At 40.5% G+C, this 15,262-nt stretch carries 12 protein-coding genes; 11 read left to right on the forward strand and 1 reads right to left on the reverse strand.

The window, feature by feature from the left end:
* The first annotated feature begins 79 nt into the window (after positions 1–79).
* A complete protein-coding gene (gene miaA / locus AABK36_RS19305; protein WP_309936802.1) occupies positions 80–997 on the forward strand; it encodes a tRNA (adenosine(37)-N6)-dimethylallyltransferase MiaA in 918 nt (305 codons plus the stop codon).
* Between the two features lie 83 nt (positions 998–1,080).
* On the opposite strand, the gene AABK36_RS19310 is transcribed toward miaA, so the two are convergent.
* Complete coding sequence (locus AABK36_RS19310; RefSeq protein ID WP_309936803.1) at positions 1,081–1,719, reverse strand: hypothetical protein; 639 nt, start codon at positions 1,717–1,719, stop codon at positions 1,081–1,083.
* 515 nt (positions 1,720–2,234) lie between these two features.
* Here AABK36_RS19310 and thrA point away from each other — a divergent pair.
* From thrA to dsrP, 10 genes are all read left to right on the forward strand, one after another.
* Positions 2,235–4,691 carry a bifunctional aspartate kinase/homoserine dehydrogenase I gene (gene thrA, locus AABK36_RS19315; protein ID WP_309936804.1) on the forward strand — a complete coding sequence of 819 codons (2,457 nt, stop codon included), beginning with the start codon at positions 2,235–2,237 and terminating at the stop codon, positions 4,689–4,691.
* 141 nt (positions 4,692–4,832) lie between these two features.
* Positions 4,833–5,768, forward strand: coding sequence for a homoserine kinase (locus AABK36_RS19320; RefSeq protein ID WP_309936805.1), 936 nt, complete (start codon positions 4,833–4,835; stop codon positions 5,766–5,768).
* 27 nt (positions 5,769–5,795) lie between these two features.
* Entirely contained in the window at positions 5,796–7,121 is a 1,326-nt protein-coding gene (thrC, locus tag AABK36_RS19325; protein ID WP_309936806.1) for a threonine synthase, read from the forward strand.
* Between the two features lie 28 nt (positions 7,122–7,149).
* Positions 7,150–8,235: a prephenate dehydratase gene (pheA, locus tag AABK36_RS19330; protein WP_309936807.1), complete on the forward strand. Its 1,086-nt coding sequence runs from the start codon at positions 7,150–7,152 to the stop codon at positions 8,233–8,235.
* A gap of 618 nt (positions 8,236–8,853) precedes the next feature.
* On the forward strand, positions 8,854–9,153 hold the full coding sequence (locus AABK36_RS19335; protein WP_309936808.1) for a chaperone NapD: 300 nt from the start codon (positions 8,854–8,856) through the stop codon (positions 9,151–9,153).
* Positions 9,154–9,155: 2 nt separating this feature from the next.
* Positions 9,156–11,483 carry a molybdopterin-dependent oxidoreductase gene (locus AABK36_RS19340; RefSeq protein WP_309936809.1) on the forward strand — a complete coding sequence of 776 codons (2,328 nt, stop codon included), beginning with the start codon at positions 9,156–9,158 and terminating at the stop codon, positions 11,481–11,483.
* Between the two features lie 2 nt (positions 11,484–11,485).
* Entirely contained in the window at positions 11,486–12,157 is a 672-nt protein-coding gene (locus AABK36_RS19345) for a cytochrome c3 family protein (RefSeq protein WP_309936811.1), read from the forward strand.
* 16 nt (positions 12,158–12,173) lie between these two features.
* Positions 12,174–12,788 (forward strand): cytochrome c3 family protein, encoded by a 615-nt coding sequence (locus AABK36_RS19350; RefSeq protein ID WP_309936812.1) that lies wholly within the window; start codon positions 12,174–12,176, stop codon positions 12,786–12,788.
* Positions 12,789–12,832: 44 nt separating this feature from the next.
* A complete protein-coding gene (locus tag AABK36_RS19355; RefSeq protein ID WP_309936813.1) occupies positions 12,833–13,906 on the forward strand; it encodes a 4Fe-4S dicluster domain-containing protein in 1,074 nt (357 codons plus the stop codon).
* 38 nt (positions 13,907–13,944) lie between these two features.
* Positions 13,945–15,195: a sulfate reduction electron transfer complex DsrMKJOP subunit DsrP gene (gene dsrP / locus AABK36_RS19360; RefSeq protein WP_309936814.1), complete on the forward strand. Its 1,251-nt coding sequence runs from the start codon at positions 13,945–13,947 to the stop codon at positions 15,193–15,195.
* The last annotated feature ends 67 nt before the right edge of the window (positions 15,196–15,262 follow it).

The following is a 15,262-nucleotide window of genomic DNA, read 5'->3' on the forward strand; positions in this document are numbered from 1 at the left end:
AAAAGGCTGAAGCTTTTTTATTACAGGCTTTTTGAAAAATTCCTATTTGAATTTTAGACAACATTAACATTTAAAGTGAATGAACGCGGATTTAATCACAATTTTAGGCCCCACAGCCATAGGCAAAACATCATTGGCTGTTAATCTAGCATATTATTCTGATGGAGAGGTAATAAGCGCCGACTCAAGACAAGTTTACAAAGGAATGGATATCGGCACAGGAAAAGACATCGCAGAATATGTTATTAAAGGCCAAAATATTCCATACCATCTGATTGACATTGTTGATCCCGGCTATGAATACAATGTGTTTGAATTTCAAAAAGATTTTTTAAACTCTTATGAGCAAATACAAAAGCGAGGTAAAATTCCTATTCTTTGCGGAGGAACAGGCATGTATTTGGATGCTGTGTTCAAAGGCTACAGATTAATGAAAGTTCCGGAAAGCTCCGAAGTCAGGGACATTTGCCGCAGTAAATCCGATGAAGAATTAGCTAAATGGCTTATGGATATCCGCAACACTCATAATAAAACGGATATTACAAACAGGGAAAGAACTATCAGAGCCATAGAAATTGAGCTTTATCAAATGGCGCATCGAAAAGAAATGAATGATTTCCCTAAAATCAACCATCTGGTATTTGGCATCAAAGCCGATACTGATCTTATAAAAAAAAGAATCACGATCAGGTTGAAAGATAGATTAGAAAATGGCCTTATCGAAGAAGTTCAAAGACTTCTGGATGAAGGATTAAGTCCTGAACAATTGAAGTTCTATGGACTTGAATACAAAGTTGTGACCGAGCATGTTATTGGTCAACTCAATAAAAATGATATGTTTCAAAAGCTGAACAGCGCCATACACAACTTCGCGAAAAAACAGATGACTTGGTTTAGAAAAATGGAACGTGAAGGTATGAACATCACTTGGCTTGATGCCAATGCGAATATAGACGACAAGCTAAAAACAACTATTTCTAAGATGCTAAAACATTAATCAAAAAAGCCATTGTCTTTAATTAGACAATGGCTTGTATTTTTAAACCGCACTTTCAACATTCTCTTGATGGAAACTCTAAGCTAGTAAAGCATAAAATAAGTCACCGTAAAGGTCAATCCCATTATAGCCATCAATGCTGCCAAACTTGTCGCAAAGCCATTGTTGGCAGTTATCAGCTCGGATCTAATCTCTTTAGTCTTGTACGACACAGGCTCAAAAGACGAATCTTGAAAACTATATGATTTCTTCGGACTCTTTATTGAAAAAGTTTCCTTCTCAAAGCCAAGATATTCGATATCATCCTCAGCTGTCAGTTGATCCAAGAACCTCTCGTATTTATCTATCATTCTGTTGTTAACCTCAATGATTTCTCCGCTTTTCAAATAAAGAACCACTGTATGCAATTCATAGTATTTCGTTTGAGTGATTCCATAGCTGTATCCCTTCAATTCGGTAAAATCAACTTCTGATTTTTTGAAAATAAAAGGCTGCTTTATAAACATTTTACCATTGGCAAAAGAAATTTTCAAAGGAGTCTTTAAGAAGTAATACACCAAAGGAGCGAAGATCAAAAGAAATGAGAAAGCGAAAACCATATCCTCATTGCTTGTCAATTTATTGTATGCGGCGAAGCCGATTATTCCGGCTAAAACCAACATCTGAAGTCCTGCGGCCAACTGGAAAATCGACCACTTGTGAAATGATTTTGACGTGTACATTTTTAAGAGCGTATTGAGTAATTATCGATCTATAATCTAATTTTTTTATTAAATATAAATGCGAATGTAAAGAAGAATGAATTATTATTCAAATATTAAACTCGTATTTTTATCAGCGACAACAAGCATTAATTCACTGATTATCAACAACGTTCAATTTCCTCGTTCATTCATAGCCAAGAACGAAGCCGTATCTCCAAGATAAAATTTCAACAAATGATAAATTCTCAAAATTTTTTACCGTGTTTTTTGGCTTATCGGTAAAATTTGGGAAAAAATACGCTCAATAATGAATTTCAAGAGATTCAATGAAATAATATTTCGATTCGCACGGTTCAAGTAGCTATTTTTTATTGCATATTACCCTTTTTGCAATTGTTTTTTAATTAAATCTCATAAATTTGTTTCATAAACAGAACTAACAATCAGTTAGGCAATGTTTTTGCGAAAAAATATCAATTCTTAATTTTTTGGAGTATATTAATCTCCATACACATGCGAAAATAATAATAATCATGAAGTTACTGAAATTTGGAGGAACATCTGTCGGATCTCCAGAGAGCATACGACAGGTAGCAGAGATCGTAAAAGATTACAAACGAAAGAATCTTGAATTTGCAATGGTTAATTCTGCCATGGGCGGCATTACCAACAAGATTATTGACGCTGCTCACAGAGCTAGCAATAGTGACGAGACCTACAAAGAAATTTTCGCTGATATTGAAACAAGGCATATTGCCACCATTAAAGAATTGATTATTATTGAGTCGCAAAGTAGAGTTATCGCACAAACAAAAATTCTTCTAAATGAACTGGAGGATTTGCTCTATGGAGTTTCTTTGATCAAAGAGCTTTCATTGAGAACTTTGGACCTTATATTATCATTTGGCGAAAGAATGGCCTCGTATGTCATTTCTGAATTTTTGAATCAAGAAGGAGTGCCTGCAGAATTTTTGGATGCGAGGAAACTTATCTTGACAGATAAAACTTTCGGAAATGCAAAAGTGGACTTTGAAGAAACGAACTATAATATAGTAGAACACTTCAAAAACACAGACAAACTGCAAGTCATCACAGGATTTGTCGCTTCTACAGAAAGAGGTGCCACAACTACGCTAGGAAGAGGCGGTTCGGATTACACTGCCGCGATTTTTGGCGCGGCGCTTAATGCTGAATCCGTGGAAATCTGGACAGATGTGGACGGAGTAATGACTACCGATCCTCGCATGGTAAGAGAAGCATTCTCTTTGCCTACAATGAGCTATGAAGAAGCGATGGAAATGTCGCACTTTGGCGCGAAAGTAATTTATCCGCCAACGATTCAGCCTCTTTGCAGCAAAAACATACCCATATATATAAAGAATACTTTCAATCCGACTTTTGAAGGGACTAGAATCAGCAGAGATTCTGAACAAAGAGAGTATCTAATCAAAGGCATCTCAACAATCAAAGATGTCGCCCTTATAAATCTGCAAGGAAGCGGCCTTATTGGAGTTACTGGAGTATCTTCAAGATTATTCGGCGCTCTTGCAAAGTCCGATGTCAATGTGATTTTGATTACGCAAGCATCATCGGAGCACTCGATTTCTTTTGCCATCAATCCGTCGGATTCAGAAAAAGCAAGAGAAGCTCTTCAAAAAGAATTCAATGAAGAGATCAAAGCTAGAAAAATCGATCCTATACAAATAGAAGTTAATTTATCTGTATTGGCGATAATAGGAGAGAATATGAGACATACTCCTGGCATATCAGCAAAGTTCTTCAATGCATTAGGCAAAAATGGAATTAATGTAGTCGCTATGGCTCAAGGTTCGTCAGAATTGAACCTTTCGGTTGTCGTGCCTTCCAAAGATTTGTCAAAAGCCTTGAACTCGGTTCATGACGCCTTTTTCCTTTCTAATCACAAGACAGTGAATCTTTTTGTGGTTGGCGTAGGGCTTATTGGCGGTACTTTAATTGACCAAATCAAAAAGCAAGCTGATGTGTTAAGAGAAAAGCAACTCCTAAACATCAATGTGATTGGAATCGCCAGAAGCACTAAAATGCTATTCAATGAAAGCGGAATCAACCTAGAGACTTGGGAGCAGGATTTGGATGAAAGGGGCGAAGCCGTTGATTTGGATGCATTTGTCATGAAAATGAAAGTATTGAATTTATCAAACAGCATTTTCGTAGACAATACTTCCAGCGCTGAAGTCATCAAGTATTACATGAGCATCTTGGACGCATCCATCAACATCACAACTCCAAACAAGCTAGCCAGCTCTGGTTCTTATATCCAGTATGACGAGTTGAAGAAATTGGCGTTCAACCACAATGTGAAGTATCTCTACGAAACGAATGTAGGGGCAGGCCTTCCTGTCTTGACTACCTTGTCGGATTTGAAAAATAGTGGAGATGAAATCATCAGCATCGAAGGTGTTCTTTCAGGAACTCTTTCATTCATATTCAACACATATGACGGAAGCGTGCCGTTCAGCCAAGTAGTAAAAGACGCTAAAGAGAAAGGATTTACTGAGCCGGATCCACGTGACGATCTAAACGGTATGGACGTGGCCAGAAAAATTCTTATTCTTGCTAGGGAAGCAGGAAATGTCTTAGAATTGCAAGATGTGGAAATAGACCCAATACTGCCTCAAAACTGTTTCGACGCGCCTTCTATCGAAGAATTTTTCGTAGAACTGGAAAAAGCTGATGGACAGATGGCTGACAAATGCCAATCCGCCGCTCAAGATGGAAAAGTATTGAGATTCATCGCAAGCTTCGAAGATGGCAAAGCAAAAGTAAGCCTTCAGGCGGTAGATATGTCAAACCCATTCTACAGTCTGTCAGGAAGCGATAATATGATTTCTTTCCGTACCAGCAGATATGATGAAAGACCATTAGTCATTAAAGGCCCTGGAGCTGGAGCAGAAGTGACAGCTGCTGGAGTATTTGCAGAGATAATAAGCATCAGCAATAAATTGGCATAATGATATTATACTGTTGACGCATGGAGTTTTATGCGCCAACTTTGTGCACCGATAATTTTCTTGTGCGCCAACAATATTAATTTAGGTGAATGATATTCTCTCATTCACCTATTTCCATTTATAAGAGTAATGGTAATCGATATGGAAAAGATAAAAGTTTTTGCGCCTGCCACAGTAGCAAATGTGACATGTGGATTTGATGTGCTTGGCTTTGCAGTCAATGCTCCGGGCGATATTATAGAGCTCCAAAAAGCGGATCATAACGAAGTTAGAATCTTATCGATCACGGGAGACAATGGCAGATTGCCTAAAGATGCTGAAAAAAACACCGCATCAGTAGTTATTAAAGCATTTCTTGAAGCCATAGGCTCGAAACAAGGAATAGACATACATCTTGAAAAACAAATGCCCTTAGGCAGTGGAATGGGATCAAGCGCTGCGAGTTCCGCGGCAGCGGCATTCGCCATCAATAAGCTTATGGGGGAACCTATGAGCATGAAAGAAGCTTTGCCTTTCGCCATGGAAGGGGAGAGGATCGCCTGCGGAGCCGCCCATGCGGATAATGTCGCTCCAGCTTTATTAGGAGGTTTTGTGCTTATAAGAAGCTATGATCCTCTTGACGTCATTAAAATTAAGACACCTGAGCATTTGTATTCGACAATAGTGCATCCTCATATCGAAGTGAACACCAAAGATGCCCGTAATATCCTAAGAGGCCAAGTTCCTCTGGACAAAGCGGTAAAACAATGGGGAAATGTAGGTGGTTTGATCGCTGGATTATTGCAATCTGATTATGAAATGATTTCCAACTCCATGGAAGACACTATTATCGAGCCTATTAGATCAATACTTATTCCCGGATATGATGTCGCCAAAGCCGCTGCCTTGAAGAACAATGCTTTAGGCTTTGGAATTTCCGGTTCCGGGCCATCCATGTTCACCTTGTCCCAAAACGAAAAAACCGCTAAAAAAATCGGCGAATCCATGAGGGATGCATACAAGCAACTGGGCATAGGCAGCGATGTATACACATCAAAAGTCAATGACGAAGGCCCAATCATATTATATTCAGAATAAACATTATATAAGAAATAACATAATAAAATGAGATTATACAGCACTAATGGAAAATCCCCGGAGGTAAGCTTTGAAGAGGCTGTATTCAAAGGCTTGCCATCGGACAATGGTCTTTTCATGCCAAAGGAAATCAAACCTTTGCCTAACCACTTTTTCGAGCATATCGAAGAACTATCATTCCAAGAAATAGCTTTTGAAGTAACACAATCCATCATTGGTGATGATATTCCTAGCGATGACTTGCAAAAAATAATCAATGAAGTTCTTTCATTTGATGCTCCAGTTGTGAATGTGCATGACAACATCCATACACTTGAGTTATTTCATGGACCAACATTAGCGTTCAAAGATTTTGGCGCAAGATTCATGTCTCGAATCATGGGTTATTTCCTTCAAGAAAAAGCTCAGAAAATAAATATTCTAGTAGCTACATCAGGAGATACAGGAAGCGCTGTCGCTCAAGGATTCTTGGGAGTGCCAAATATCAATGTGACTATATTGTATCCAAAAGGAAAAGTCAGCGAAATCCAAGAGATGCAGCTGACTACTAATGGACAAAATATCAAGGCACTTGAAATCGAAGGAACTTTCGATGATTGTCAAAGAATGGTAAAGTCGGCATTCCTCGACGAAGAGCTTTCCAAGAAACTAGGATTAAGCTCTGCGAATTCCATTAATATCAGCAGGTTGATTCCACAATCGTTTTATTATTTTTATGCTTACGCTCAGTTAAAAAAACAAGGAAAGCCTGTCGTGTTTTGCGTGCCTAGCGGAAACTTTGGCAATCTATGCGGAGGGCTAATCGCTCAAAAAATGGGGCTTCCTGTTCACAAATTCATCGCAGCGACTAATGCAAATGACATAGTGCCGACATATTTGAAAGAAGGAAAATACGAGCCAAAACCTTCGGTGCAGACAATCTCGAATGCGATGGATGTCGGAGCTCCAAGCAATTTTGCCCGCATGCAAAATTTATACGAGGAAAGTCTTGAAGCTATCAGGGAAGACATCATTGGTAAAAGCTTTACTGATGAGCAAACCAAAGAGGCCATCAAAAGGGTTTTCAACCAATATGGCTATATTTTGGACCCGCATGGAGCCGTTGGGTATTTGGCTGTTGAAGAATATTTGAAAGAAAACCCATCGGAAGATGTGAACACAGTATTCTTGGAAACGGCTCACCCATGCAAATTTGGCGACGTTGTTGAGCCTATCATTGGACAAAAAATTGACATCCCGCAAAGACTGCAAGAGATTGTAGACCGAGAAAAGCAATCGACGCTTATGGATGCCAATTTCGAATCCTTGAAAAGTTACCTTTTAAATGAAAACGCCGAAGCTACCGACGCGTAATTCTAGGAAGAATAAAAGCTAGATATAAATGACACCTGAAATAGAAAAAGCTGAACTCGCAAAGCTTAGAGACGAAATTGACGCTATTGACAACCAACTACTTCAACTTATCAACAACCGTATGGATGTGGTTAGAAGGGTGGGAGAATTGAAAAAGGCCAATAATACGGTTATTTACAGACCTGAAAGGGAAAAAAGCATTATCGACAGGCTCGATGGACAAAATAACGGATTGCTTAATAAATCCGCGATCGAAGCCATTTTCCTGGAAATCTTCGCTATCAGCCGCAACTTGGAATTGCCGGAGAAGATCGCCTACTTAGGACCTGAAAGCAGTTTCACCCATCAAGCGGCAGAGAGCAGATTTGGAGCGATGAGCGAATACCTGCCGATAAGCTCCATTACCAAGGTATTTGAAGCTGTGGATACTGGAAGAGCAAGATACGGCGTTGTGCCTATTGAGAATAACCAAGAAGGAATTGTCAGCGAGACAATAGATTTGCTTGGCCAATTCGACCTTTCGATTGTTGCAGAAATAGCCATGCCTATTCATTTTGCATTTGGCTCGAAGCACAACTCTATAAAAGAAATCAAAAAAGTATACTCTAGAGATATCGCTTTTCTACAGTGCAAGAACTTTATAGCTGAAAGTTTTGGAGAAAATGTAGAGCTCGTGCCTGTAAACTCAACTTCGAGAGCTGTGAAATTAGCTTTGGAAGAAGAAGGAGCTGCTGCTCTATGCCCTAAAATAGCGGCTAAACAAGCTGGCCTTCCGATTTTATTCGAGAATGTTGAGGATTCTGAAGACAATTTCACTCGCTTCTTGATATTGGCCAAAGATTTCATCAATCAAAAAAGCGGCAATGACAAAACTACGATCCTTGCTCAAGTTTCTAATGAGCCAGGAGCCTTAGCGAATCTATTGCAAGGCTTCTACGATGCTGGAATCAACTTGACAAAAATCGAAAGCAGACCTGCTAAAAAGGGCAAGAATTTCTCTTACCAATTCTTCATAGACTTTGATGGCCATTTCAACGATGAAAATGCTGAAAAAGTGTTGACGGAATTCAGTGAAAATATCAAGTGCCTCGGCAGTTATGTAAAAATGTGCTAACACACTTGAAAGCCTTCTTAGTTGCTTTCATCATTAAAAGAGGTTTTCTTAAAATAAATTTATAGAGTATTAATATACTCGCAAAGGCATAAGGCAAAGTTCTCAGAAACTTTGCCTTTTTTTATTTAAAATCATTTCAAATAAGGAAACTCTAATAAATCAATTCCTCATATATTTTCTAATCAGATATTCCAAACCCTTCTATAATCCAATATAGAATAATTCCACTCTTCCTCAAACGATTATAACTCATATTAAATACTGACAATTGTCATAAAAAAATATGTGTGATTTTACAAATTTTATAGATGAGAAAAATCTACTGATAAAAGGTAAAAATCAAAAAAAACCAAACAGGAAACCACTTTAGACAACGAAAAACAGGAATAAGTAAAAAATTTAGCATCTAACAAATTTTGCTCAATATTAAGAGAAACTTTTTTCATGACAAGAATCATCCACATACATGCGTATCTGGAATCAGCTCGACGAAATGAAAATTCATTTACTAGAGTAAAAAAACACAAAAACACTGTAAAATATAGAGAAAACTCATGGGAAACTGACTTTTGAATTTAAAAGAAAAAGCCGTCTCCGCCTGAAGGAAATATTCCGCGATTGCATATTAGCCAATTCGCCAAAACCGTCTTCAGAGTCCTCTCGCAAATAGAAACGATCATGCCTATTAAAAGCTATCTAGCACACCCACACGAAGGATTAAAAGAAAAGCTGGCACAGGAGCTGGCGACTATTCCCCAATGCGAAGTCATTCCCGCAAAAAATGAGAATCTGCTTATTGTTGTCACCGAGACCGAAAGCAAAGAAGAAGAAAAAGAGCTTGAAAACGCGCTTGAGAAAATTCAAAGCATGAAACTGCTTGCTATGGTATCTGGATTCAACACCTCAAAACAAGACTGAATATGCACACTAACAACACCAATAGGAGAGGCTTCCTAAAAAAGCTGGCTGTTTTGTCAGCCATGACAGCGGCATCCACCATGTTCCCGGGAATCATTTTCGCTGAAGATCAAGAAAAAGGAATTCCAAACAACAAAGGTTTAGATTGGAAAAAAGCTCCATGTAGATTTTGCGGAGTTGGTTGCGGTGTGCTAGTAGGTGTCGAAAATGGCAAAGCCGTAGCGGTAAAAGGCGATCCAAAATCTCCAGTAAACAAAGGACTTTGTTGCGTGAAAGGCTACCATTCAGTGATTTCCATGTATGGCAAAGACCGTCTTACGAAACCACTGGTGAGAAAGAATGGAAAGCTCGTCGAAACATCTATGGACGAGGCCTTAACCTTGATCGCATCCAAGATGCAGGAAACGATCAAAGAGCACGGAAAAGACTCGGTATCCATCTATGGCTCCGGGCAATGGACTATCCCTGACGGGTATGCGGCTTCCAAGCTTTTCAAAGGGTGCATCGGCACTAACAACGTAGAAGCTAATGCCAGACTTTGCATGGCCAGTGCCGTGACCGGGTTCATGACTTCCTTCGGCATTGACGAACCGATGGGATGCTATGATGATATTGATCACGCTGACGTATTTATCCTTTGGGGCAACAATATGGCTGAAATGCACCCGGTTTTATTCTCAAGAATGCTGGACCAACGTCAAAAAAGAGATGTCAAAATCATTGATTTTGCGACGAGAACAACCAGAACCAGCATGGCCGCGGACAAGTCAATACTATTTCTACCACAGTCAGATTTAGCCGTAGCGAATGCTATCTGTTATGAAATCATAGCCAATGGCTGGATGAACAAATCTTTTGTAGAAGAATACTGCAACTTCAGCAAAGGACTTACCGACATGGGCTACGGACTTGAAGATAAATACAGCTTCAATGACAAACCTGAAAAAATCAATTTTGATGATTTCAAAGCTTTTCTGGAAGACTACACTCCTGAAAAAGTAGAAAAGATTTCAGGCGTTTCAGCTAAGGATATCAAATACATGGCTCGCCAATATGGAGATCCTAATAAAAAAGTGATGTCGCTATGGTGCATGGGTATGAACCAGCACTCTCGAGGCACGTGGATCAACAACTTGGTTTATAATATTCACTTGCTTACAGGGAAAATTTCCGAGCCAGGAAATAGTCCATTCTCACTAACCGGCCAGCCAAGCGCCTGTGGTACAGTAAGAGAGGTAGGAACATTGACTCACAAGCTTCCTCATGGTGTAGTGAATAATAAAAAACACAGGGAATTCGCTGCCAAAATATGGGATGTTCCTGCGGAGAATATTTCTCCAAAACCATCTTATCATACTGTCGAAATGTTCAGAGCACTGGATAGGGGAGACATACGCTTCATGTGGATACAAGTTACCAATCCTATGGTGACTATGCCTAAGCTCAACCGATATAGGGACGGAGCTAAAAAAGAGGGCAGATTCATCGTTGTATCCGATATTTACCCAACTCCTACAACCGATATTGCCGATGTGATTCTTCCTTCCGCCATGTGGGTGGAAAGAGAAGGAATGTTTGGGAATTCTGAAAGAAGAACCCAATACTTCGAGCAAATGGTTAACCCTCCGGGAGAATCAATGTCCGACACTTGGCAGCTAGTGGAAGTAGCTAAGAAAATGGGCTTTGAAAAACAATTTTACTATAAAGAAGAAACTCATGTGGAAGAAATCTACAATGAGTATCGCAAGCACCATGACAATAAGAAGCATAACCTAGCGCCTCTTCAAGTTTTAAAAGACAATCCAGGCATGATGTGGCCTTATGTGGATGGCAAGCCTACAAAGTGGAGATTTAATGCCAAATACGATCCTGCTTGCGACAATGGCAAAGCTTATCACTTCTATGGAAAACCTGATGGGAAGGCAGTCATCTGGCAACGCCCATATGAACCTGCGGCAGAAGTACCAGACGCTGAGTATCCATACTGGCTTAATACGGGTCGCGTGGTTGAACATTGGCATACCGGCTCCATGACTCGCCGCATACCAGTGCTTCATAAAGCAATGCCTTACGCTTATGTGGAATTAAATCCAGCTGATGCCAAACGCATGCAAATCAAGAATGGCGACAATGTGAAGTTAACCACGCGAAGAGGGCAAATCGTATTGCCTGCCTCTATTAATGAAAGAGGCGTTCCTGCTCCTATGCAAGTGTTCGTTCCATTCTTTGACGAAAACAAGCTGATCAACAATATCACTTTGGATTCATTTTGTCCTATATCCAAGGAGCCTGATTATAAAAAATGCGCTGTTAAAGTCGAAAAAGCATAGCTATGAAGAGATTGGGAATAATTTCGATGTTTTTTATTCTGATCGCCTCGTTTCTTTTTACTTGGAATAAAAATTTCCAAGCACCTACAGGCTTGTCAGAATCGCTCTCCACGAAGGAGAGCGGCATCCCGTCCATCCCTTCGGATAAAGGGGTATTTTCCCGCGCGGACTTCGCTACCGAATACCAAAACATGCCTGCTGATGAAAATCATCAAAGAGCAATGGATGAGTATTATGAAAACAGGGCTTTTCATGGAGCGCCTCCAAGCATTCCACACCCTGTAGAAGATGATCGCGACATGGGTAAATCATGCATGAAATGCCATGACAACGGAGGTTTTGTCCCAAAATACAAAGCATACGCTCCCGTGACACCGCATCCTGAAATGAGCAACTGCAAACAATGCCATGTAACGCAAGAGACAACAAGCCTATTCAAGCATAATAATTTCTATAAAAAGAAAACGCCAAAAGTAGGAGAGAATAACGCCTTGCCGGGCAGTCCTCCAGTAATTCCTCACCAAATTCAACTGAGGGAAAACTGTCTTTCTTGTCACTCGGGGCCAAGCGCGCCAAAAGAAATCAGGGTATCGCATCCTGAGCGCAGCAATTGCTTACAGTGCCATGTAGTCAATGACAAAGGTATAATCGATATCGGAACATTTAGCAGGTAACGACATGAAGAAAACAATGAAAAATATAGCTATTGCTCTGTTGGCCTTGACGCCTTTGTTCATCTTAAGTTCTTGCGGACATGGAAGCAAGCACCAAAACGGCGTAGTGGAAAAAGTTGTGGAAAAAGGCAAAAGCTACAATGGCATCAGCATCAGCTCTGAAGACCATTTGGCTGAAGAGAACCTCATAGAAATCAAAGTCGCCGGCATGTCTTTTATGATTCCTGAGAGAAAAAGCAAGATAAAGTCATTTGCTTGCGGAGACTGTCACTCCAAGCCGTTGGAAGAGCTAAAATCCAATGAGGAAGGGTTTAAAAAAGCCCATTGGGACATCAAGCTTGATCATGCCAGCAGCTCAACTATGGACTGTATGAGTTGTCATGATGACAAAGACATGAATCACCTTAAGACCCTAACAGGGCAACAGGTTGATTTTAATCGCAGCGATCGTTCATGCCAGCAATGTCACTCCCAACAACATAGCGATTGGGTTGGTGGAGCCCATGGCAAGAGAATAAAAAGCTGGGCATCTCCAAGAGCTTCGAAAACATGCGTAAGTTGCCATGATCCGCACAAACCGCATATCGAATCGAGATGGCCATCCAGATACAATACCAATAATGCAGAGTAGGATGGCAACATTTCAATACAAGGTTCAACTAAAAAACCATCGCCATGAGTAAAAGCGAAACAAGGAGATTCACTCTCAAAGATATATTCGATAGATTCAGAAAAGATTCAAATTCTTGCGAGGGAGGAGATTGCCATTGCGGGCCTGATCAAAACCCTTCTCACAAACCTGAAAAGCAGGACGGTTTCGAGCAAGTGTTCAACGCACCTCAAAACCGCAGAAGTTCATTAAAAAAGCTTACCGCAAGCTTGCTTGCGGGAGCTGGAGCAGTAAGCGCCTGCAATCCCGTCAAAGATGACAAGGCAAAAGAAAAGTCTCAAATCAGTTGGGAGGAACAGTTCAAAGGCAATTACAAACTGATGACAGAGGAAGAAAAAAAAGCTACTGTCAATCGATTGGTGAGATCCTATGAACTGAGAACAGGAAAAGCGCTTAACATGTCTTCCAAAGGGCCTGAAAAAGATGTGCTCTTTGGCTATGCTTTCAACATTTCCAAGTGCAAAGGCTACATGGATTGCATCAATGCCTGTGTAGAGGAAAACAACCAAGATAGAGATTCTCAGATGCAATATATTCGCATCCATGAGATGGAAGACGGCAATGGATTGAACTTCGGCAAGTCCAAAGACAATTATTACCACGAAGTGCCAGCTCAAGGCCATTTTTACATGGGTACGCAATGCTTTCATTGCGAAGACGCTCCCTGCGTGAAAGTATGTCCTACACAAGCCACTTGGCAAGAAAAAGACGGAATTGTGGTCGTAGATTACGACTGGTGCGTAGGTTGTAGATACTGCATGGCGGCCTGCCCTTATGACGGAAGAAGATTCAACTGGTCAGAACCAAATGTTCCCGAAGAGGAATTGAACAAGAATCAGCATTACCTTGGCAATCGAATGAGGAAAAAAGGGGTAGTGGAAAAGTGCACATTCTGCATCCAACGCTCGCGTGAGGGAGCCAACCCTGCTTGCGTAGAGGCATGTCCTACCGGAGCCCGTATTTTCGGGAATTTGCTAGATCCAAACAGCACCATAAGATGGGTATTAGAGAACAAAAAAGTTTTCCGATTGAAAGAAGACCTTGGCACTGAGCCAAAGTTCTGGTATTTCATGGACTAGTCGCCAAAGCAACATTCTGAATCGTAAAAAAACATGACATGAAAATACTAGTAGTCTTTTGGAATCTCGTCAAGGACAGCATCGACGCCACGACGCATGGCACGAGACTCTATCATCTATGGATGGCTATTCTTACCATCACCATGCTTATAGGCATGTATTGTTACAGCATACAAATAGAGCATGGCTTAAGCGTCACAGGCATGAATGACAGAGTAAGCTGGGGATTGTACATATCCAACTTCACTTTTCTGGTCGGAGTAGCTGCAGCGGCAGTAATGCTTGTCATGCCTACATACATCCTCAAGGATATCGACTTCAAGCGTGCGGTATTAATTGGCGAAGGCTTAGCTGTTGCAGCTTTGATCATGTGCTTAGCATTTGTCATCGTGGATATGGGTGGCCCCGGCGTATTATGGCATATGCTGCCTGTTGTAGGAGTTTTCAACTTTCCAAATTCCATGCTTACTTGGGATGTCATAGTGCTTAATGGATATTTGTTCATCAATATCACAGTTCCTATGTACATTCTGTTCAGGCATTATCAAGGCAAAGAAGCCAAGCCCAATGTGTATATCCCTGGAGCATTGCTTTCCGTATTTTGGGCAGTCGGAATTCACTTGGTTACCGCCTTCCTATATCAAGGACTTCAAGCAAGGCCATTTTGGAACAATGCACTGCTTGGCCCTAGATTCTTAGCGTCAGCTTTTGCTGCCGGACCGGCTTTGATCATACTTGTGCTTGCAATCATTCGAAAAACCACCGCCTTCAATATCGAAGACAAAACGATCAAAAAACTTTCAATGGTGGTAACTGTAGCAGCTCAAATCAATTTAATCATGCTTGTGTCGGAACTGTTCAAAGAATTCTACGCTCCAACGCATCATAGCGAAAGCGCTTATTATTTATTCTTCGGATTGGATGGAAAAGAAGCTCTACTGCCTTGGATACACACGTCGATATTCATGAATGTCGTTTCGACAATAATGTTGACATTCCACAAGCTTCGCAATAATTTCTATGTGCTTTACACCGCTTGCATATTGCTCTTTATCGCAATCTGGATTGAAAAAGGATTTGGGCTAATCGTTCCTGGGTTCATACCAGGTCCATACGGCAAGATCATGGAATACCAGCCAACAGGCATTGAAATTGGAGTTACTTTAGGTATTTGGGCGATGGGGGCATTCATCTTCACTATATTGGCAAAAACAGCCATCTTGATAGAAACAGGCAAGCTTCGATTCATTAAAAAAGAAGAAAAAGCTATCAATGAAGTAGAGGCTTAAATTAAGCTCGCTCCAAAATATAAAGAGGCTGTCTTAGAAATTGAATCTATGACAGCCTCTTTTGTCT

Source organism: Aureibacter tunicatorum, from assembly GCF_036492635.1.
GTDB classification, from domain to species: domain Bacteria; phylum Bacteroidota; class Bacteroidia; order Cytophagales; family Cyclobacteriaceae; genus Aureibacter; species Aureibacter tunicatorum.